This is a genomic window from Clostridium sp. (assembly GCF_032552055.1).
Taxonomy (GTDB): domain Bacteria; phylum Bacillota; class Clostridia; order Clostridiales; family Clostridiaceae; genus Clostridium.
This window is the reverse complement of record NZ_JAWGSV010000003.1, coordinates 1-21,932: the sequence shown is the minus strand read 5'-3', so window position 1 is coordinate 21,932 and position 21,932 is coordinate 1. Positions and strand designations below refer to the sequence as shown.

Sequence of the window (21,932 nt, the reverse complement as noted above, 5' to 3'; positions counted from 1 at the left end):
CTAATATTCTTTATATCCCTTTATTATCTTGATACCTTTTCAGGTTCATCATAAGTTTCTCCAAAAGTATCTACAGTAACTTTCACCATTTTTTGATCTTCAAATGGCTTATCATTATAGTCTCTTTGAGCCTTAACTATTCCATCAGCCACTTCCATACCTTCTATAACTTTACCAAATGCAGCATATTGATTGTCTAAGTGTGGTGAATCTTGAACCATAATAAAGAATTGACTTCCTGCTGAATCATGAACCATAGTTCTTGCCATTGAAAGCACTCCTCTAGAATGTTTTAGATCATTTTTAAAACCATTTCTAGTAAATTCTCCTTTGATGCTATATCCAGGGCCACCCATTCCATTACCGTCTGGGCATCCCCCTTGAATCATAAAACCTGGAATTACTCTGTGGAATATTACTCCATCATAGAATCCTTTATTAATTAAACTAATAAAATTCTTCACTGTATTTGGAGCTACTTCTGGATATAATTCAGCTTTTATAACTCCTCCATTTTCCATATTTATTGTCACTATTGGATTTTTCATAATAGTCTCCTTTCAAAATAAATCATCTCTTATTATTGTCATATTTATTAACATAAATTCACTTTAATAATAAGTTATCTATAATGGTAATTATATCTTATTTATAGATATTTTCATATATATAATTTATTTAGTTAAAATATAGCTAAAAAATAAACTTCTAATATTAAAGCTCACTAATCTCTTATATACTAAAAGTCTAGCTACTTAACTTATTAGAAGTCATTATACTACATTATTTTATTGCTAAATTTAAATAAACCCTTCTTAAAAGATTAAATTTTCATTATACAATTTAAAAATAAATTACTTTTATCAAATAGCATTAATAAGGCACAAATAGTTGTAGAAGGCTTACGCCTATACATTAAGAATAACTATTTATACCTTATTATAATTTTCACTAAATACTATTTTATAATTAATAATAACATCTTTATTGAAAGGTAGTTCCAAGAACAACCCTTGAATAATCTGTATAGTTTGATAAATTTTTAACATTAATTTGCTTAAAAATGAAGTCTCTTCCAAAACTATTAATTAAATCTCCTAATAATAAATTTAAGAAAGTAGTTGGAACTCTTCTAAATCCTTCAAAATCTAAAGTTACACCAAGATTTATGCTATTTCTTATCATTTCTCTTAAAAGTATAGCATCTTCAATAGTTACATCTTCCCCAATTACATTTTTAATCTTAATATCCATAAATATCCCCCTACCATAAAACTTATTCAAATATTCTGAAAATTTACTCTTTATTATAATATATCAACCTATTGGTTTTTTGTCAACAATTTAACAACTTTTTTGAATTTATTTTACAAAACCTTTCTCAAAGTTAAAACAAAAGAGCTCCTAATCACCAAAAATCTATAATATAAAGCCCACTAATCATTGAAATAATTAGGGGCCAATAAATTTCAATCTATCAATATTTCATATCCTTTAAATAAATTCTATAGCTCTAATAGTCTATAGCTTAAATCTATTATTTCTTCCTTATCTAAAGAATTAATAATTTCAACCTTTCCTACTTCAGTTGAATCGGTAAGTAACTCTTTTTCATTTAACCTTCTTTTTAACTCTTTCGCTGTACCCAATCCTCCATCTATAATTACAGTATCTTCACCAACTATCTTAGATAATAATGGTTCTATAAATGGATAATGTGTACATCCAAGCACTATAGATGATATTTTTCCCTTCTTATATGTATTTACCTTATCTAATAAATACTGCTCTACCTCTTCCCCATGAAGTTTTCCTTCTTCTATAAACTCCATAAGACCAGGACAAGGTACAGGTACTATATCTGCTCTATCCTCATATTTTTTCATTAATCTATTAAACTTTGCTTCTTTTAAAGTCATAGGTGTAGCCATAATCAATATGCTTCCATCATTTACAGACTCAACTGCTGGCTTTAATGCTGGTTCTATACCTACTAGAGGTAAGTCAGGATACATCTTCCTTAAATCAGCAACTGCTGCACTAGTAGCAGTATTACAAGCTACTGCAATCCCCTTAACTCCTTTATTAAGTAAGAATTCAACAGCTCTAAAAGTTAACTCCCTAACTTCTTCTACACTTTTTATTCCGTATGGAGCATTTTTAGAATCTCCAAAATATATATAATCCTCATTAGGCATAATTTTTAAAGCTTCTCTCATTACACTTAATCCACCTACGCCTGAATCAAAAAAACCTATTGGCCTATTCTTATTGTCCAATTATCTCACTCCATTTTCTTTAATTCTACTTTTTATTTTATACCTTAATGTAGTATAAATCCATAAATTTATTAACATATATATTTTTCAATTAATAGCAGTATTATTATATTAAATATAAAATAACGTAATCAAAGGTAGAATGCTTATTTCAACATATATATTTGTGCCTTCTTATATGATATAATAAATAGAAATATATTACATATTAATTATTTAATAACATTCTATTCATTACTATAACATAAATGCTATTTCCATATAAACTTTGGAGGTTTCTAATGAAAAAAAATTTATCTTTTTACAAAGTATCTACTTTAATCTCAGCAATTTTAGCTGTACTTATAATTTATATAACCTTTAAAATTGGTCCTACAATAGGTGGACGAGCTTATCAAATAGGTATAGTATTATTTGTCCTAATCGTTATAATAGCTTCTAAACTATTTGATAAATCAAAAAGACTTCAAGAAATAGAATATCTATTACATTCTTGGCCAGAGGCTTATGATAATAAATTTGATTTCGAAAAAATCCATAAATTTTATTATGAATTTGGTCCTGATATCTTAAAAGAAAAAAACTTTCATAATATAGACGATCAAACTGCAGATGACCTAAACCTAGATGAAATCCTAAAAAAAATAAGTATATGTTCATCAACTCCTGGAGAACAGATGTTATATTATCTTTTAAGAACTCCTAAAGTCTCTAAGGATGAACTTAAAAAGAGAAACGAAATAATTAATCTTATAAATGAAGATCCTTCTTTAAGAGGTCATATTCAACAAATACTATCTAACTTAGGAAGACAAAGAAAAGGAGAAGTATTCAATTTATTCAATACAGATGCCACACCTAATAAGGGAAAAACTCTACTATATAACCTTCTTGCTATTTCTTCAGTTATAGCTGTAGTATGTTTTATACTTTTTGGTGCTAATCAAATACCTACTTTCTTTGTTATTTTTGCTATATATATGTTTATTTCAATGAGGAGTGCAGCTGAAATAGAATATGAGTTATCTTCTCTTCAATACTTAGGTAACTTTATTAGAGCAGCCAAAGAACTATCTAAGATTGATAATCCAATATTGAAGGATTATGTTTCACTAATTAGCGAAAAAGTAGCACCATTATCAAAGATAGATTCTAAAACTAAATTTATATATTCTCAAAGTGAATTAGATATTTTTATAGAAACTATAAATGCTTTATTTTTGACTAGGATACGTTCTTATTATTCAGTAATAAATATTATTAAAGAAAATAGACAAAATCTTATTGAGTTATACTCTTTAGTTGGAACTCTAGAAGCTTATGTTTCTATAGCTTCCTTTAGGAATAGGCTTCCCTACTATTGTTTACCTCACTTTGTTGATAATAACGATAAAGCCTTATCTGTAGAAAATATTAATCATCCTTTATTAGAAAATGGGGTGCCTAATAGTATTTCTATTTTAAATCAAGGTATTATATTGACTGGGTCAAATATGTCTGGTAAATCTACATTTATGAGAACTATAGCAATAAACATACTATTATCTCAAACTATATATACATGCTATTCTAATAAATATGAAGCTTCCTTCTTTAGAGTAATGTCTTCTTTAAGCCTCTCAGATAATATTTTATCTGGTGCTAGTTATTATTTAGAGGAATGTAAGTCTGTTCTTAGGATACTTAATTCTTTAGAAGAAGACGTACCTGCCTTTTGTATAATTGATGAAATATTTAAAGGTACTAATCCTATTGAGAGAATAGCTGCTTCTAAGGAGATATTAAAATATATTATGGATAGGAATGCTCTATCAATAGTAGCTACTCATGATTTAGAATTAGCTGAGAGTTGCAATGAAAAATATTTGAGATATTACTTCTGTGAAGGTATAGATGAAGAAGAAGGATTAGTTTTTGACTACCTGCTTAAAGAAGGCATATGTAACACAGGAAACGCTCTAAAATTATTATCTTTTTTAGGCTATCCTGAAGATATATTATCAAATTCACTTAAATCAATTTCAAATAAAAAACTATGATTAAAGGTGCTGCTTTGCAAACAGCACCTTTAAAAATTTACTAACTATTTTAAATCAATGTTATATTTTGTTAAGGTTATCTAAGTATAGCCTTAAAGTGTTAATAATTCTATATATTATTATAAAATAAATTTTCCAAAAGAATCAAAAAATACTAATTTAATTATTGACATCATACCTTAATATATAATAGAATTTCTTTATAAATTACTCAGTATTACGAATATTGCATTGCAATTTTTATCTAATTATTCGATTATACACAGAAAGGAAGTGAATTTTTTCTTGCTATTTTTCGGCAAGAAAGCTTTTTTATGAAAGATTTAATTTATACAATTCCAAAATCGCTACATAATAAAGAAGACTTATTTAAAATTTTTAATGATCATCCTGAAATAAAATTCGTATCTATAGTAGGTATCGATTTATCAGGTAATGATACCGATGAAAAAATTCCTGCAAAGTTATTTTTAGATGATATAGATTCATTCTTAAATGGTGTTGCCATTCAAACAGATGGATCATCAGTTGTACTTCCTGGAATAGCTACACTAAACGACGCAAAAGTAGATATGGTAGCAGATAAAAATGCTAATTGGTTTGTTGATTATAATTATGATCATATAGATATTTCTACAAATAAACCTATTGGTACTCTTAGAATCCCTTCATTTTTGATTCACAATAATAAACCTGTATGTTCAAGAAATATTCTTAACTCATCTGTTAAGACATTTAAGTCAACTCTTCTAAATATATTCAAGAATAATCCTAATACTTTAAAACCATTTAATATAACTTTTGATGATATAGATGAAATAGTAACAACTTCAGCTACAGAATTAGAATTCTGGGTTAAGACACCTAATGAACAAGCACATATAGAGGAATTATCTACATCTGAAGTTATGCAAGAACAATATTGGACAAGAACTAAAGGAATAGTTAGAACAGCTTTAGAAGAAACTCTTCTACTAATGGAAGCTTATGGATTTGAACCTGAAATGGGTCATAAGGAAGTTGGTGGAGTTAAGTCTCAATTAGATAGTAACGGACAATTCAATCATATAATGGAACAGCTTGAAATAGACTGGAAATATTCAGATGCTGCACAAGCTGCTGACAATGAAATTTTTGTTAAAATACTTACTCAAGAAACCTTTAGAAGACATGGATTAGATGTTTCCTTTAAAGCTAAACCTATTGATGGGGTAGCTGGATCAGGTATGCACGTTCATCTTGGAGTGAGTTTAAAACTTAAGAACGGAAAAAGAATCAACTTATTCCATGCTACAAAGGAAGATTTCTTAAGCACTATAGGTTATGGCGCAATAATGGGGATTTTAAAGAACTATGAAATAATGAATCCATTTATCTCTTCTACTAATGGAGCCTTTAAGAGATTAAAGCCTGGATTTGAAGCTCCTATTTGTATAGTAACTTCACTTGGTATGTCTCCAGAAAATCCATCAAGAAATAGAACTATACTTATTGGATTAATTAGAGATTTAATAAATCCTATGGCTACTAGATTTGAGCTTAGATCTCCAAATCCACATTCTAATATTTATTTAGCTATATCTGTTTCTTATATGGCCATGTTAGATGGAATAATATATGCCCTTGAAAATAATAAAACTGAAGAAGAACTTTTAGCTGAATTATCTAAGAAACCTGGAGAAGATGCAGATTACTTAGAAAAATCTAGAGCATACAGAACTGAAGAAGATGTATTTGAGTTCTTCACTGATGAAGAAAGAGATGAATTCTTCGGTAAGGCTCCTGCTACAGTTTACGAAAACTTAATTCAATTAGATAAATACCCTGAAAAGTTAGAAGTCTTAAGAAGAAATGATGTATTTAGCGATAGCATTATAAACAGCTTTAAATTAGCTATAACTCAAAGATGGACAACTGATATAATCCACAGAATTATTTTAAATCATGCAGCTGAAGTAAGAAGCTTTAAACAACTTCATTCAGTAAATGCTTTAGATCTAGATATATCTAACTGGATGACTATCAATAATCTAAGACACTATATAATGAAGGATACTTATACTACTAAGAGTCTATTTACTCGTACTAAAGAAGCAATTTCAAATAAGGATTATGCACTAGCATCTAATCTACTTCTTGAATTAGAAGATAGTATGAAAAATCTTAGAGATCTTTATAGTAACTACACTAAGAACCTATTAGATATATAAATAGAAGTTTTCTAGTCTCAAAGGGACCAGAAAATTAGTATAAAAGGACAGTATATTTGATTAAATATACTGTCCTTAAAATTTATTGAAAATTTCATTGGGGGAATCCAATTTAAAATTCATTATTTTTACTTACTTCTGCAAACCAATATCCACTCTTTTTCATGCTTCTTTTTAATCCATTTTCTCTATCTACATGTAAAAAACCATATTTATTCTTAAAAGCATTAGACATGGACCAATTATCCATTAATGACCACATATGATAACCACATACATTAGATCCTTCCTCTTGTGCCTTCCAAATCCATTCTAAATGATCTTTAATAAAATCTATTCTTGTATCATCATTAATAAAGCCATTCTCATCCATATCCTCTTTATCACCATTATGCCTTCCTATTCCGTTTTCAGAGATATATACAGGTATATTATTATACTCTTCCTTTAGAAGCATAAGTAAATCATATATTCCCTTGGGATATACCTCCCATCCTCTATCCTTGTTAAACTTCCTATTTGGCATTACATAGTTATCAAAGAAATATTCTGGTGTTTTCACTTCGCCTTTACTTTTTTCTTTCTTTGCTTTAACCCTTCTTGGGAAATAATAATTAAAGCCTAAAAATTCTATAGTATTATCATTAATGAGTTCTAACTCTTTTTCATTGTAAAACTTATCTAACAAGTCGTATTCTCTTAAAATATTTATTAAATCCTTATTAAAACAACCTTTTACCATAGGATCTAAGAAACTATTTGTAAAAAACAACTTACATATGTCTGCTGCTTTTGCATCTTCCATATTACTTTCATCCCTTGGATAAACCGGAGACATACTTAATATGGCCCCAATAGTACTATCATGAGATAATACTCCCTCCACTCTTAACTCTTTAAATCTTTTAATTGCTTTAGAGTTAGATAAAATCGTATAATATGTAGCCTTTATCCCCCTCTTAAAATCATTTATTATAGGATAATGGAATCCATAAAGATATGATCCCTCAATAGGTACTATAGGTTCATTATGAGTAAACCACTTCTTAACCCTGTCTCCAAATAATCTAAATGCTACTTCTGCATACTCCACATACTTATCTACTACTTCAAGTGATTCCCATCCACCCTTCTCTTGCATACACCATGGCATATCAAAGTGAAACAAACATATAAAGGGCTCTATTCCATTGCTAATAAGCTCATTAATTAAGTCATTATAATAATCTACTGCCATTTGATTTATTTCACCATCTCCATTAGGAATTAACCTAGACCATGCTATAGAGAATCTAAATGAGTTGTGATTCATTTCTTTCATAAATCTTATATCTTCCTTATACATATGATAAAAATCTACAGCTATTTTATTTCCTTCTCCGTTAAAAAACCTTTCTGGGTCTTTCTTAAACCAAACATCAAATGTCGTATCACTCTTTCCATCTCCCTGATGTGTTCCCTCGGTTTGTAACGCTGAAATAGCTGTTCCCCAGTAAAACCCCTCTTTAAATCTATGTTTCATATCCTTAATATTCCTCCACTACTAGATCTAATTTGTAAAATCAGGTAGCCTATAATGAAAATATAAGCTACCCTTATTATTAATTATTCTTTAAATCCTTGTACATTTCTATCATTTCTTCTGCAAGACACTTAATTGTCTCTGCACTCATCAGTTGATCCTCTGCGTGCATTATTATTAATGAAAAATCAACCCTTTTGCCTGCAGCTTCTTGTTGAATTAGTGAAGCATGAGCGTGATGTCCATTAATTAAATATTCACCAGATTCCTTAATTTTAGATTTTGCTTCATCATAATTGTTATTTCTAACATCCCTTAATGCTTCAACAGCTAAGGATTTTGCCATTCCTACATTGCTGATTATTTCAAATGCTACTAATTCTATTTCTTCCATAGTTAAATCTCCTATATTAATATCTATAATTGGACGGCATTTTCTTGCTCTGCCTGCTTTTGTGCCGATTTACTTGCTGCAATTACAAAAGGAGAGTATATTAATACACTAACTGCTAAGCACACAAACCCCACTACTAATGCCATAAATTCCGTTCCTCCAGTTCCTAAGAAAGGTATCAAAGGTCCTGGCGTTGTCCATGGAACTGAATAAGCTACAGGTGGTATAATTTTTAATATTACCACTGCTGTATAACCAATTAGCACGTTTACAACTGGTGTAATTATAAACGGAATAATATATATTGGATTTAATACTATTGGTAAACCAAATATAATTGATTCATTTATATTAAATAATCCTGGTGCAAGAGAAAGCTTTGCAATACTTCTATGATCTTTTGCTTTACTAAATATAAATATTGCAATAATTAAACCTAATGTACAGCCTGAACCACCATAATTAGCAAAGGCATCATTCATTCCACCCCAAGTTACTGGGAATGGAGCTCCCCATGCTGATCCATTTGCTGCAACATATGCTAAGTTAGCATTATTAGCTTCCGCAAACATTGTGTCTCTAACTGCTGCTACTGTATTTGGCCCATGTATACCCATAACCCATAATAATTGAGAAACTAAAGCAAATACAACTACTGAACCTACATTGCTTCCAAGTTTAGTTAATGGACCTTGAATCACATCATATACTATTTCATGTAATCCACCTGGAGCGATCTGCTTAATAATGAAGTTGATAATAGCGAAAGAAATTGTTACAATCATAATAGGTAGTAAAACCTTAAAAGTTCTTGCTACTGCTGGTGGAACTTGTGGTGGCATTTTAATTTCTAGCTTGCTTGTTTTTGATAATTTAGACATTAATTCACCAACTAGTAATCCAACAATAATAGCTACGAATAAACCTTGCGCTCCCATATATTTTGTAGAAAGATGGTTGACGCTATCTACTGCAACATAATCTGGGTAGATTATAAAATACACTGAAATAGCTGTTAATCCTGTCAATAAATCATCAGCTTTTAGTATTTTTGCAAGGTTTCTAGCTATTAGAAATACTATAAGTATTGCTAATATATCAACTGACCCCTTTAGAACTGGGCTGAATATCGCTTGATAATCAGCTAAATTAGGGAAAATCTCACCAAGCTTAAATATCCTTGCTAAGAATCCGTCTGGCGATAATAAAACAAAATTAAGTAATATCATAAGTGATCCTGCCATAGTAAGAGGGAAGGTTAAAATAAACGCATCTCTTACTGCACAGATATGCCTTTGGGCATTAAGCTTAGTTGCAATTGGAACCAAAACTCTTTCAATTCCAGCTTGGAAACTGTCCATAAAATTCATAAATAATTCCTCCTTAAAATATTTTTATATCATTAAGCTAAGATTAAGAAATCTTAGCCAATGCACTTTCTAATATAGACTCTCCATCCATTCTTCCATATTGTCTCATATCTATCACTTCTACAGGTATTCTTCCTGATACTAATGCATCTACTTGCGGCTTTTGGAAACGAACTTGAGGCCCTAATAATACTATATCTACACTATCTATAACGCTAGAGCACTCAGAAACTGGTAAAGCATCAATCTCTATTTCAATACCTCTTTTCACTGCTGCCTCTTTCATTTTATTTACTAACAAACTTGTTGACATCCCAGCTGCACAAACTAATAAAATTTTCTTCATAATAATTCACTCCTCAATTTAATATTTTCTCCATTATTCTTTATCACTTCTTTATACCAATAAAAACTTTTCTTCTTTATACGTCTAAGATCTTTTGTATCATCTTCATCTCTATTTACATATATAAATCCATATCTCTTCTGATATCCGTTAAGCCAACTTAATAAGTCAGTAAAAGACCATGTACAGTAACCTAATAGCTCAACACCATCTGTCACAGCTTCACGACAAGCTCTTATATGCCTATTTAAATAATCTATTCTATAATCATCATTTATAATATCGCCTTCTTCAATCTTATCGAATTCCCCAAGTCCATTTTCTGTTATTAATATTGGTAATCCATATTTATCTGTTAATCTTCTAAGTCCAATTCTAAGTCCAGTAGAATCTATTTCCCAATCCCAATTTGTACTTTCAAGATTTGGATTTTTCACATTTTTATATACTCCTGGAATTCCACTTTCCTTCTGAGTTCCTTTCTCTCCAGAGTTATTCATTTCATACTCAGCTCCAACTCCATCAAGTGGGTTCATTTCTACTGTAGAAGTCCTATAATAATTTATTCCTATAAAATCTGGCTTTCCTTTTTCCAATAGTTCTAATTCTGAATCTTCTATCACTGGGGCTATTCCAAGTTTTTCATAATTTTTTAATGAGAAGGACGGATATGTTCCTCTGCAATAAACATCTAGCCACCAGCTACAATTCATATCCTCTGAATTTTCTGCTGCTAATACATCCTCTGGCTTACAACTAAAAGGATATACTGGTGAAAAAGCAAAGCTTGGACCAATCATTCCATTAGGTACGTATTGTCTAAAGGATTCTATTGCTTTAGCATTTGCTAAGTTTGCTATATGGTTCGCTTGTAACATTCTTTTTTGATCTTTTACTCCTGGTGGATGTAATGCTGACATATACCCCAAGCCTATAAACACATTTTGTTCATTTAATGTAACCCAATACTTAACCCTATCCCCATATCTTTTATAAAGAGTTACACAGTAATTATTAAAATCTTCAATTATCTCTTTAGATTCCCATCCGCCATATAAGTCCTGTAGTCTTTGAGGTAAATCCCAATGATATATTGTTATTATTGGCTTTATATTATTCTTTAGTAATTCATCAATTAGATCGTCGTAAAACCTTAGTCCTTCTTCATTTACTTCACCTTTGCCTTCAGGATATATACGACTCCATGAAATAGAAAATCTATATGCTTTGAGTCCCATTTCTACCATTAGGCTAACATCTTCTTTATATCTATTATAATGATCTACTGCTATATCTCCGTTAGTTCCTTTAAAGGTCGTTCCAGGTATCTTAGTATAAACATCCCATATACTTGGACCCTTTCCATCTGAGTTCCATCCACCTTCAACTTGGTATGCTGCAGATGCTGATCCCCAAAGAAAGTCTTCCCTAAAATTATCTAACTTTTTATATTTCATTTTTTCATCTCCTTACTTCTTGCTCTATGAGCTCATTATACAATTAAAGAAAACGTTTGTAACTATTTTAAAAACATAAAAAAACATGTTCCCTTACTAATAATTTGACACATAAAAATAACACTGTGTTTTTCAAAAAAAAGAAAAAAATCTATGAAATAAACCTAGTTATATCTTTATTTCATAGATTTTTTTAATTTATTTTTTATTTTATTCCCATTATATCCTGTATTCGTTATATAGTTTTTTGCCTATTTTTTCTATCATATATAAAACAGGGAGTTGAGTAGTTATATCGCTTTCTCCAACTTTAACCTGTTGAACATAATATGATAAATTTAAATCAGAAATCTTAGCGATAGTGCAGTCTTCCGAATTGGTTATACTAACTACCGTAGATCCATTTTCTTTTATTCTAGTTACATTATCAATAGTAGTTGGAGTTTCTCCAGACACTGATAATGCAATTGCTAGGCAATTTTCAAAGTACCTAAAATTTGTTGGAAAAAATGGATCATCAATATGAACTGTAAATTTACCAATTGATGAAAAATATCTTGCTGCATACTTTCCAAGTATCCCTGAAGATCCTATACCAATAAAAATAACTGTACTAGCATTTTTTACCATAGAACATAACTTGTCTAACCTTTCCTCTAAGTCACTATTCTCTATACCTTTTAAAAAATTAATTATCTCAGACGTATCATCATTAATTTTTTGTATATTTTCTTCTTCTATATAGATTTTGAATCTTATCTTAAATTCAGAAAAGCCATCACATTTTAATTTCTTACAAAATCTTAGTATTGTTGTAGTAGATACATGTGCCTCCTCTGCTAACTCTCTTATTCTCATATACATGACTTTTTTACTATTTTTCATGATATAACTGTATAGAGAAAGCTCTAATTCATTTAAACTTTGAATAACTTCATAGTTAAACATATAGCATCACCCCACTCTTTAGCTTAAAATAATCGTTTACAAATTCATTATAAATAATTTTACATAAATATACCATATAAATCAGTAATTTAATAAATATTGAGTTAATTATTTATATTAATAATTGAGCCTAGAATATTTGCATCATTGTTATATTTACATCCTTTTATTTCTGTTGTAATTATATCAGCCCCCAAATACTCTTCACATGCAAGTTTAAATTTTTCATTTACTAAGTTTATAAACCATCCTTCTTCTGAGATTCCCCCTCCTATACAAATAATTTCTGGATTATAAAATGTTACTATAGTTATTAATGATATCACTATATTATCAATCCATTCCTGCATAACTTTTTCTGCAATATTATCTCCATCATTATATTTATTACAAACTTCAATTCCTAATTCTACTTTGTTATTTCTATCCACTTTACTATTATATAGCCTTAGTAATGCTGTAATGGAAGAATATTCACCTAATCTATCAATTTTATTAGTTTTTAAATTCATAAAGGGAAGATGATGAAATTCACCTGCAAAAGCGTCCTTTCCATATACTACACCTTTTTCATTACAAACACAGCCACCGGTGCCTGTCCCTAAAATCAAAAATGCTGATGACACACTTCCCTTAGCATTCCCTAATTTAAGTTCGCAAAGGCCTGCTGATTTAGCATCATTAATAGAAAATACCTTTTTACCTGTTCTACTAGATACCTCTTTATTTATATTTGTTCCATACATAACACATACATTTGGTGCTGCGTATGATTTAACATTAGAATGCTTATCTATGAGCCCAGGTGCACTTATTCCTATATAATCGACTTTATTTAATTCCCCCATATTCTCACATAAGTAATCATAAAAATCATCTTTTGATTCAAATCTTATTGACTTCACCTTCCATTTATCAATAATATTGAAATCTTTATCTATAATCCCATATTTTATAAATGTTCCACCAATATCAATTCCTAATTTATATTCACCCATTTCTTTTCTCTCCTTTTAATAATATCCTCTAGTTTAATATTTTAAAAGTACCATACTATATAAGCATTTGCAGTGATTTTTACACTTCAGTTACATTTCTAATAATTTGGTAATTTATTTTTTATTAGAAACATATTGTTTTATTTAACATCAATATAACCAAATATTTAAAAATAGTATCTTATTATATGGTAATATATGTAAATAAATGTTAAGATATTATAAATATCATTTTAAAGGAGTGACTTTAATGATAGCTTTATGGAATAGAAAAGAACTTTATTACGGTTTTTCCGTAGATCGATTTTCTAATATTAGAAGCATTCTATCCCAAAATGGGATTAAATACGATTCTCGCATTGTAAATAGAAACTCATCAAGATTTCCTGGAAGTGTTAGGTCTTTTATAGGTAGATTGGGATAGAATCCTAATTATGTATATGAATACTACATATATGTTCATAAGAACAATTTTTCTAAGGCCTTATCAGTAATTAACTCTAATTAAGTAAGTTAATAAAGGAAAACCTACTACCTTATTTATTATTAGTAATTTAAATCAATTTTATGGGAGGTAATAAAATGGAAGAAGTAAAAATAGAAATAAAAGAATTATTAGAAGAAAATCAATGGAGAGATGCCTTTAAAGTAGTAAAGCAGCTAAGAACAGATTTAAATGAAGACAAGTATCTTCAACTTGTTAAATTAATTCATAATGATGGTTATAGGATGATTTCATTACTAGAAAATAATGAAATTGTTGCTATTATAGGTTTTACTATATGTACAAACCTTCATTCAGGTAAACATATTTGGGTTGATGACTTAATAACAGATGAAAATAAAAGATCTAAAGGTTATGGAGAAAAACTCCTTTCTTATGTTGAAAATATAGGTAGAAAAAATGGCTGTGAAATACTCTCTCTCTCTTCTGGCTTACAGAGACCAAAAGCACATAAATTTTATGAAGAAAGGATGCATTTTAATAAAATCAGTTATCTTTTTAAGAAAAATCTTTAAGAATTTCATAAATTATCCTAAAAAAAGAATTATTTTTTCAAATATTCGATATATTTTTGTAAAACTAGTATAATTTTATAGCAGTACATATCGAGTTACTGTATAATATGGTTGTATTTAATATATATTGAAATATATACAGATAAAGGAATGAAATAATATGTACGCAGGATTAATTGATACAATAAACACTATTTTACAAAGCATTATGTTTATTGTTTCAGCAAATTATTGTGTTAAAAATGAATATAAAAAAGATAAAGGACAACTATTTACATCTATAATTATAATGTGGATTGTAATGACATTCATAACTAAGTTAATAGGAAACTCTAGCTTGGCAATAATAACAATTCATATATTTCAATTAACTTTTATAATGTTATTACTTTATAGAAGTGATAAGCTCGGTTCACTTATAGGATTTAGTATAGTTTACTTAATAATAGGTATAAGTGTAATTGTGTCCTTTTCTCTATTTATATTCTTAATTAATAACACAAATATGGATGTAGCATATGCAAATATAGTAGTAATGTTTATTCCTCAATTTATAATTTCATATTTAGTTTTAAGAAATATGAAATTTATTTACAAGATGAATTTAATTATTAAATCAAGAATCTCGTCCACACTCACTTTAATCATTACAACATTAGTATTAGATTTTGTAATATCATTTTTATTCATCTACAATGCTAAAGATAATCCACTATTTAAACAAATAATTTTTATTTTCCTTGGACTCTTCCTAATCTCTATAACTCTTTACTTTGATGGTTTAGATAAAAAATCAAACGAAATACATAGGTTAAATAGAGAATTAGAAAAGAAGGTTAATGAACTAAAAAAAATAAAACATGATTACGGATCTCAAATTTCATATTTATATGGAGCTTATTTAATGGGAAACTACGAAAAATTAGGAGACTTACTTAAAGGAATAATAGCCGGAAATGATATATCTTCTCAGGTTAAAGTCTTATCATCAGAAACATCTATTATATCTCAAATAGTTAATTCAACTGATTTAAAAGATGTTGATGTTCTAATAGATGAGAATGCTAATTTAGAAAGTATAACTATAGGAGAGCTAGAACTTCAAAAAGTAATTTCTAATATTATTAGAAATTCTATAGAAGCCTTAAATGGACGTGGATTACTAATGATTAAAAGTTATTATAATTATAATCATTTAGTAATTGATATACAAAATAATGGTCCAAAAATAAACGATAAGATTATTGATAAGATTTTTGATGAAGGCTTTTCTACTAAGCAAAATAATCATGGAGATAATGGGTTTGGATTGCATATAGTTAAAGAAATAATTAGTAATAATGATGGAAGTATTTATGTAAATAGTAATCATGATTTAACTACATTTACTATAAAGCTACCTTATATATTGGATAATTAAATCTTTAACTGATAATAATTAAAATTATATTGGGCTAATATGGGGGTAAGCATGAGGCATACTAAAAATAATTTCTTTGATATATACTATTACGATGAATTATCAGATTCAGATTTAAAAAGTATTATTATAGAACATGAAAAATCCTACAAATTTTTCGAGTTTTTTTTCAATAGAAAAATTGATTTTAAATTAAAGTTGTTTGTTTATGATAAGCCAGAGGATGTGGGAGCTGCCTATGGTGATAATGATCCATGTAACGGTTTCGCTAGAGAACCTAACGAACTACATTTTGTCTATAATGAAAAAATTAAATGTATAGGCAATCATGAGCTTGCTCATATATTATCTTATCTATATATGGGGCGACCTGATTCTAGCTTTATACGAGAAGGATTTGCAGAATTTACAGAAGAATACTGGGTAAATATGATTAATGGAGAGTCTGTACGTAAAACTCATTATGAATGGGCCAATTTGTATTTTGCATCAAATAAAAAATTCGATATAAAGGATGTATTATTCGATTCTGAAAGATTCCATCAAGAAGTAGATAAAGATGGTTGTTTTTATACTTACCCGTTATCAGGAGCATTTACAAGATTTCTAGTAGAAAAATATGGCCAAGATACTTACTTAGATTTTTATAAAAATGCTAGTGAAGAAAATCTTACTTTACTATATGGCAATTATGATTTGATATTATCTGAATTTGAAAATTATGTAGTTAAAGAAAAATAAAGGCTCAGGGGTGACTGAGCCTTTATTTTATATCCATGCTGGAATATGTATTTTATCACTATTAATAAGTGAAATGTTGTCTTCTATTCTTCTTCTTTTACTAATTATGTTTCTTTTCTTTATAGAGTTTCTATTTATAAACTCTTCAGCTTCTTTTAAACTGTTTGCCTTAAATATAAATGTCCATCCATTCTTATCGTATTTTCCTGTGCAAATCATATATTTATTATTATCATAATCTTTATGTTGTCTATCTATTATTAAGCTCTTAAATTCTCCAATTGTTTCATAATTTAATTTTACAAAAATATCATTATTCATCATAACCCCTCCAACCAAACATAAGTTCTATAATTATATTAACCGAACACACGTTCAAAGTCAATACTTTTGGTAAAATTTTTATATTTATAATTTCTAATTATGTAACTTATAGCTTAAAATCTGCATTATTACCTCTTTTATTAAGTTATCTTCTAGGCAAATTATATACTTGCTCTAAATCTTTAACCCCATCAATAATATTTCACGGATTATATAACTTTTTTTAATGTAATATAGAAAAAAGGAGCTCAGATACATACCTGAACTCCATCTTTATCAATTAGTAATTTTCTTATCCCCTATAGAATTATTTTTCTATTCTGCTGCTATATCATATACTTCTAAGTCTTTTCCTTCAATACCTAGAGACTTCACTTCTGCAATAGCTCTTAGTGTATCTAAAGCTGTTATTACACCGATATTTCTCTCTACAGCAGCTCTTCTTATTATAAATCCATCTCTCTTAGAGTCATTTCCCTTAGTTGGAGTATTAACTACTAAGTCAACTTCTTTATTCTTAATTACATCTAAGATATTTGGTGCATCTTCATGTAACTTTCTAACTACTTCAACTTCAATATCAGCTTCTCTTAAAAGCTTAGCTGTTCCTTCTGTTGCAACAAACTTGTAACCAGTACTTGCTAACATCTTAGCTATTGGTAAGAATTCTTGTTTATCATGCTTTTTGATAGTTGCTAATATCTTACCTTTCTTATTTGAAGGATACATACTTCCCCCTACAAAGCCTTTGAATAAAGCTTCTTGAATATTTCTACCTACTCCTAAAACTTCTCCTGTAGACTTCATTTCAGGTCCTAAAGACACTTCAACCTTTGGAAGCTTTTGAGTTGAGAATACTGGAACTTTAACAGATACTAAATCTGGCTCCTTGTATATATCTACTCCATAGCCTAAATCTTTTAACTTATGTCCAAGCATTACCTTTGTAGCTAAGTCTACTATTGGAACTTTACTTACCTTACTTATATAAGGAACAGTCCTTGAAGCTCTTGGGTTAACTTCTATTATATAAAGTTCTCCTTCAAACTCTATAAATTGAATGTTTATCATTCCCTTTATTCCTATAGCAACTGCTAATTTCTTAGTATAATCTAATACCTTATCTTTGATTTCCTTGCTTATATTTTGGCTAGGATACATAGTAACTGAGTCTCCTGAGTGAACTCCAGCTCTTTCTAGATGTTCCATAACTCCTGGGATTAATATTTCTTCTCCATCAGATATAGCATCTACTTCTATTTCTCTACCCATTAAATATTTATCTACTAATATTGGATTTTTCTTATCCTTCGCAAAAGCATTCTTTAAGTAGTACTTTAACTCATCTTCATCATGAGTTATTTCCATACCTTGTCCCCCTAAAACGTATGAAGGTCTAACTAATACTGGGAAGCCTAATCTTCTAGCCTCTTCTAAACCTTCTTCTATATTCCAAACCCCTTTACCTTTTGGTCTATCGATCCCTAGATTTTCTAATAATTCATCAAACTTTTCTCTATCTTCAGCCATATCTATTTGATCTGCAGTAGTTCCTAAAGTCTTTATCCCCTTTTCCTTTAAGAAGTTTGCAAGCTTAATAGCTGTTTGACCACCAAATTGAAGTATAACTCCATCTGGATTTTCCTTTTCAATTATATTTAGTACATCTTCTTCTGTTAATGGTTCGAAATATAATTTATCAGAAATATTAAAGTCTGTACTTACTGTTTCTGGATTATTATTTACTATTATAGTTTCTATACCCATTTTCTTTAATGATTTTACACAGTGAACTGAAGCATAGTCGAATTCAATACCTTGTCCTATTCTAATTGGACCTGATCCTATAACTATTACCTTCTTATTATTAGATACTTCTACTTCATCATATTGCTCATAAGTTGAATAGTAGTATGGTGATAAAGCTTCGAATTCTCCTCCACAAGTATCAACCATCTTATATGCAGGCTTAATATTCCATATAGATCTTAGTCTATAAACGTCTTCTGGGCTAACTCTAAGCATATCTGCTATAGCCTTATCTGAGAATCCTTTTTTCTTTAAGTTTAATAACCATTCTTTATCTAAATCTTCTATTTTGCTTAACTTTAATCTAGTTTCTTCATGAATTATCCATTTGAACTTTTCTAAGAAGAATATATCTATTCCAGTTATCTTAGCAATACTTTCTATTCTATAATCTCTTCTAATCATTTCAGCTAAGGCGAATAATCTTTCATCATCTGGCTTAACTACTATTGATTTTAACTCTTGAATACTTAATTCCTTAAACTTTGGATGATCTAAAGAATATTTTCCTATTTCTAAACTTCTTATACCCTTTAATAGTGCAGCTTCTAGGTTTGCTCCTATAGCCATTATTTCTCCTGTTGCCATCATCTTAGTTCCTAAAGCTCTATCTGCTGTAAAGAACTTATCAAAAGGCCACTTTGGAATCTTAACTACCACATAATCTAAAGTTGGCTCAAAGCAAGCATATGTCTTTTGAGTAACTGCATTTTTTATTTCATCTAATCCATATCCTAAAGCTATCTTTGCTGCAAGCTTAGCTATTGGATAACCAGTTGCCTTAGATGCTAAAGCTGATGATCTTGAAACTCTTGGATTAATTTCTATTACTGCATATTCAAATGAATTTGGATTTAATGCAAATTGTACGTTACATCCACCTTCAATTCCTACAGCATTTATTATATTAATTGCTGAAGTTCTAAGCATTTGATACTCTTTATCTGATAATGTTTGTGATGGAGCTACAACTATACTATCTCCTGTATGAATACCAACTGGATCTATATTTTCCATATTACATACAGTTATACAGTTTCCATAAGAGTCTCTCATTACTTCGTACTCTACTTCTTTCCATCCCTTAACTGACTTTTCTAATAAAACTTGTCCTATAGTACTTAACTGTAATCCTGAAGCTAATATTTCTCTAAGCTCTGCTTCATTATCAGCTATTCCACCACCAGTTCCTCCTAGTGTGTAAGCTGGTCTAACTATTACTGGATAACCTATTTCATTTGCATACTTAATTCCAGCTTCCATTTCAGTTATTATTTCACTTTGAATAACTGGTTCATTTATTCTATTCATCATATTTCTGAAAAGCTCTCTATCTTCACCTTCCTTAATAGATTGAATAGATGTTCCAATAACTTTTACATTATACTTATCTAATATTCCAGCTTCATATAATTCAACTGCTAAGTTAAGTCCTGTTTGACCACCCATTCCTGTAATCATACTATCTGGTTTTTCCTTAGCAATTACTTTTTCTAAAAACTCTATTGTTAATGGTTCTATATATATCTTATCTGCAACTTCTGCATCAGTCATGATAGTTGCTGGATTTGAGTTAACTAATACTACTTCTATTCCTTCTTCCTTAAGTGCTTGGCAAGCTTGAGTTCCTGAATAATCGAATTCAGCTGCTTGTCCTATCACTATTGGACCTGATCCTATAACTAAAACTTTTTTAATATCCTTATTTAATGGCATATCCTAACCCCTCCTATAGTGCATACTTTAAAAACTTATCAAATATATACTCGCTATCCTTTGGACCTGCTGCAGCCTCTGGATGGAATTGAACTGAGAAAATCGGAAGAGTACTATGCTTCATACCTTCTATAGTTCCATCATTTATATTTACATGTGTAGCTACTACATCTTTAGGTAGTGTTTCAACTACATATCCGTGATTTTGTGATGTTATATGAACTTTGTTTTCTTCTAAGTCTTTAACTGGATGGTTGCATCCTCTGTGTCCAAACTTTAATTTTGTAGTAGTTCCACCTAAAGTTAATGCTAATAATTGATGTCCTAAACATATTCCTACTATAGGTTTCTTTCCTACTAGTTCCTTTATATTTTCTATTACTTCTCCTAAATCTTCTGGATCTCCAGGGCCATTAGATAAGAATACTAAGTCTGGATTTACTTCTAAAACTTCTTCTGCTGTAGCATTCATTGGGAATACTGTTAATTTACATCCTCTAGCCTTAAAGTTTCTTATTATATTTTCTTTAATTCCAAAGTCAATTATTGCAACATGTTTTCCAGTACCTTCTACAGTGTACTTTTCTTTAGTACTAACTATACTTACTGCATCTTTGTTTGAGAAACCTTCAACTCTTTCTTTAACATCTTCTAATGAAAGTTCTTCTAAGCTAATCATACCTTTCATAGTTCCATGATTTCTTAGAACCTTAGTTAATGCTCTAGTATCAATTCCTTCTAAACCTATTATCTTGTTTTGCTTTAGATAGCTTTCAAGATCCATTTCACATCTAAAGTTATTTGGGAAATTACATTTTTCTCTTACTATAAATCCTCTGACCTTAGGTGTCTTAGATTCCATATCCTCTAAATTTATTCCATAATTACCTATTAATGGGTAAGTCATTGTTACTATTTGTCCATAATATGATGGATCAGTTAAAACCTCTTGATAGCCTGTCATACCTGTAGTAAATACTACCTCACCTATACTATCTTTTAGGTGTCCAAAGGCTTTGCCTTCAAATATCATACCATTCTCTAATATTAACTTTGCTTTCATATTTAGCCCTCCTTAAATTAACTATTTAGCTAAAAATACACCTTATAAAAGCCTACTTATCTAAAACAAAAGGATACTAAGGAGACAACAAATTATAGTTTTCTCCCTACTATCCTTATATATTTAATATCAGTATTAGAAAATGTCCTTACTGACATAGCTATGCAATTATTTTGTGAATTTAAATATAACATATTGATATACTCCCTTTCTGGCCTCTCTGGACCAATTTAAAGTGTACTTTTTAACTTGATATAATTTATAAAATTCTTATTC

The 21,932-nt window shown here is 29.3% G+C and carries 19 protein-coding genes; 6 read left to right on the top strand and 13 right to left on the bottom strand.

Going from position 1 to position 21,932, the window contains the following annotated elements; all coding sequences use genetic code 11:
* Window positions 1-23 precede the first annotated feature (23 nt).
* From E6248_RS00635 to murI, 3 genes are all read right to left on the bottom strand, one after another.
* Entirely contained in the window at window positions 24-548 is a 525-nt protein-coding gene (locus tag E6248_RS00635; RefSeq protein ID WP_316338918.1) for a peptidylprolyl isomerase, read from the bottom strand.
* Between the two features lie 436 nt (window positions 549-984).
* Window positions 985-1,254, bottom strand: a complete 270-nt coding sequence (locus tag E6248_RS00630) for an STAS-like domain-containing protein (RefSeq protein ID WP_316338917.1) — start codon at window positions 1,252-1,254, stop codon at window positions 985-987.
* Between the two features lie 251 nt (window positions 1,255-1,505).
* Window positions 1,506-2,279 carry a glutamate racemase gene (gene murI / locus E6248_RS00625; protein ID WP_316338916.1) on the bottom strand — a complete coding sequence of 258 codons (774 nt, stop codon included), beginning with the start codon at window positions 2,277-2,279 and terminating at the stop codon, window positions 1,506-1,508.
* 281 nt (window positions 2,280-2,560) lie between these two features.
* On the opposite strand from murI, the gene E6248_RS00620 reads away from it, so the two are divergent.
* Both E6248_RS00620 and E6248_RS00615 read left to right on the top strand, forming a co-directional pair.
* Entirely contained in the window at window positions 2,561-4,318 is a 1,758-nt protein-coding gene (locus tag E6248_RS00620) for a MutS-related protein (RefSeq protein WP_316338915.1), read from the top strand.
* A gap of 314 nt (window positions 4,319-4,632) precedes the next feature.
* Window positions 4,633-6,528 carry a glutamine synthetase gene (locus E6248_RS00615; RefSeq protein WP_316338914.1) on the top strand — a complete coding sequence of 632 codons (1,896 nt, stop codon included), beginning with the start codon at window positions 4,633-4,635 and terminating at the stop codon, window positions 6,526-6,528.
* Between the two features lie 112 nt (window positions 6,529-6,640).
* Here E6248_RS00615 and E6248_RS00610 read toward each other — a convergent pair whose 3' ends face one another.
* The 7 genes from E6248_RS00610 to E6248_RS00580 all read right to left on the bottom strand — a co-directional run bounded on the left by E6248_RS00610 (window position 6,641) and on the right by E6248_RS00580 (window position 13,563).
* Entirely contained in the window at window positions 6,641-8,050 is a 1,410-nt protein-coding gene (locus E6248_RS00610) for a glycoside hydrolase family 1 protein (protein WP_316338913.1), read from the bottom strand.
* Between the two features lie 79 nt (window positions 8,051-8,129).
* Window positions 8,130-8,444: a PTS lactose/cellobiose transporter subunit IIA gene (locus tag E6248_RS00605; protein ID WP_316338912.1), complete on the bottom strand. Its 315-nt coding sequence runs from the start codon at window positions 8,442-8,444 to the stop codon at window positions 8,130-8,132.
* A 23-nt stretch (window positions 8,445-8,467) separates the two neighbouring features.
* Entirely contained in the window at window positions 8,468-9,814 is a 1,347-nt protein-coding gene (locus tag E6248_RS00600) for a PTS sugar transporter subunit IIC (protein WP_316338911.1), read from the bottom strand.
* A 43-nt stretch (window positions 9,815-9,857) separates the two neighbouring features.
* Window positions 9,858-10,160, bottom strand: coding sequence for a PTS sugar transporter subunit IIB (locus E6248_RS00595; RefSeq protein WP_316338910.1), 303 nt, complete (start codon window positions 10,158-10,160; stop codon window positions 9,858-9,860).
* Entirely contained in the window at window positions 10,157-11,617 is a 1,461-nt protein-coding gene (locus tag E6248_RS00590) for a glycoside hydrolase family 1 protein (protein ID WP_316338909.1), read from the bottom strand. The genes E6248_RS00595 and E6248_RS00590 overlap by 4 nt, the downstream gene beginning before the upstream one ends.
* Before the next feature lie 219 nt (window positions 11,618-11,836).
* Window positions 11,837-12,565 carry a MurR/RpiR family transcriptional regulator gene (locus E6248_RS00585; protein WP_316338908.1) on the bottom strand — a complete coding sequence of 243 codons (729 nt, stop codon included), beginning with the start codon at window positions 12,563-12,565 and terminating at the stop codon, window positions 11,837-11,839.
* Between the two features lie 104 nt (window positions 12,566-12,669).
* Window positions 12,670-13,563 carry an ROK family protein gene (locus E6248_RS00580; protein ID WP_316338907.1) on the bottom strand — a complete coding sequence of 298 codons (894 nt, stop codon included), beginning with the start codon at window positions 13,561-13,563 and terminating at the stop codon, window positions 12,670-12,672.
* Window positions 13,564-14,145: 582 nt separating this feature from the next.
* Between E6248_RS00580 and E6248_RS00575 the strand changes: the two genes are divergently transcribed.
* From E6248_RS00575 to E6248_RS00565, 3 genes are all read left to right on the top strand, one after another.
* The gene (locus tag E6248_RS00575) at window positions 14,146-14,583 is read left to right on the top strand and encodes a GNAT family N-acetyltransferase (protein WP_316338906.1); all 438 of its coding nucleotides are present in this window, start codon (window positions 14,146-14,148) and stop codon (window positions 14,581-14,583) included.
* A 160-nt stretch (window positions 14,584-14,743) separates the two neighbouring features.
* Window positions 14,744-16,003 (top strand): ATP-binding protein, encoded by a 1,260-nt coding sequence (locus tag E6248_RS00570; protein WP_316338905.1) that lies wholly within the window; start codon window positions 14,744-14,746, stop codon window positions 16,001-16,003.
* Between the two features lie 51 nt (window positions 16,004-16,054).
* Window positions 16,055-16,744: a hypothetical protein gene (locus tag E6248_RS00565; protein ID WP_316338904.1), complete on the top strand. Its 690-nt coding sequence runs from the start codon at window positions 16,055-16,057 to the stop codon at window positions 16,742-16,744.
* A 27-nt stretch (window positions 16,745-16,771) separates the two neighbouring features.
* Here the strand turns inward: E6248_RS00565 and E6248_RS00560 are convergent, their stop codons facing one another.
* A complete protein-coding gene (locus E6248_RS00560) occupies window positions 16,772-17,068 on the bottom strand; it encodes a hypothetical protein (RefSeq protein WP_316338903.1) in 297 nt (98 codons plus the stop codon).
* Between the two features lie 17 nt (window positions 17,069-17,085).
* Here E6248_RS00560 and E6248_RS16380 point away from each other — a divergent pair, with 17 nt between their 5' ends.
* Complete coding sequence (locus E6248_RS16380; protein WP_396335115.1) at window positions 17,086-17,295, top strand: type II CAAX prenyl endopeptidase Rce1 family protein; 210 nt, start codon at window positions 17,086-17,088, stop codon at window positions 17,293-17,295.
* A gap of 88 nt (window positions 17,296-17,383) precedes the next feature.
* Here E6248_RS16380 and carB read toward each other — a convergent pair whose 3' ends face one another.
* Both carB and E6248_RS00550 read right to left on the bottom strand, forming a co-directional pair.
* A complete protein-coding gene (carB, locus tag E6248_RS00555; protein ID WP_316338902.1) occupies window positions 17,384-20,593 on the bottom strand; it encodes a carbamoyl-phosphate synthase large subunit in 3,210 nt (1,069 codons plus the stop codon).
* A gap of 13 nt (window positions 20,594-20,606) precedes the next feature.
* Window positions 20,607-21,656 (bottom strand): carbamoyl phosphate synthase small subunit, encoded by a 1,050-nt coding sequence (locus tag E6248_RS00550; protein ID WP_316338901.1) that lies wholly within the window; start codon window positions 21,654-21,656, stop codon window positions 20,607-20,609.
* Between the last annotated feature and the right edge of the window lie 276 nt (window positions 21,657-21,932).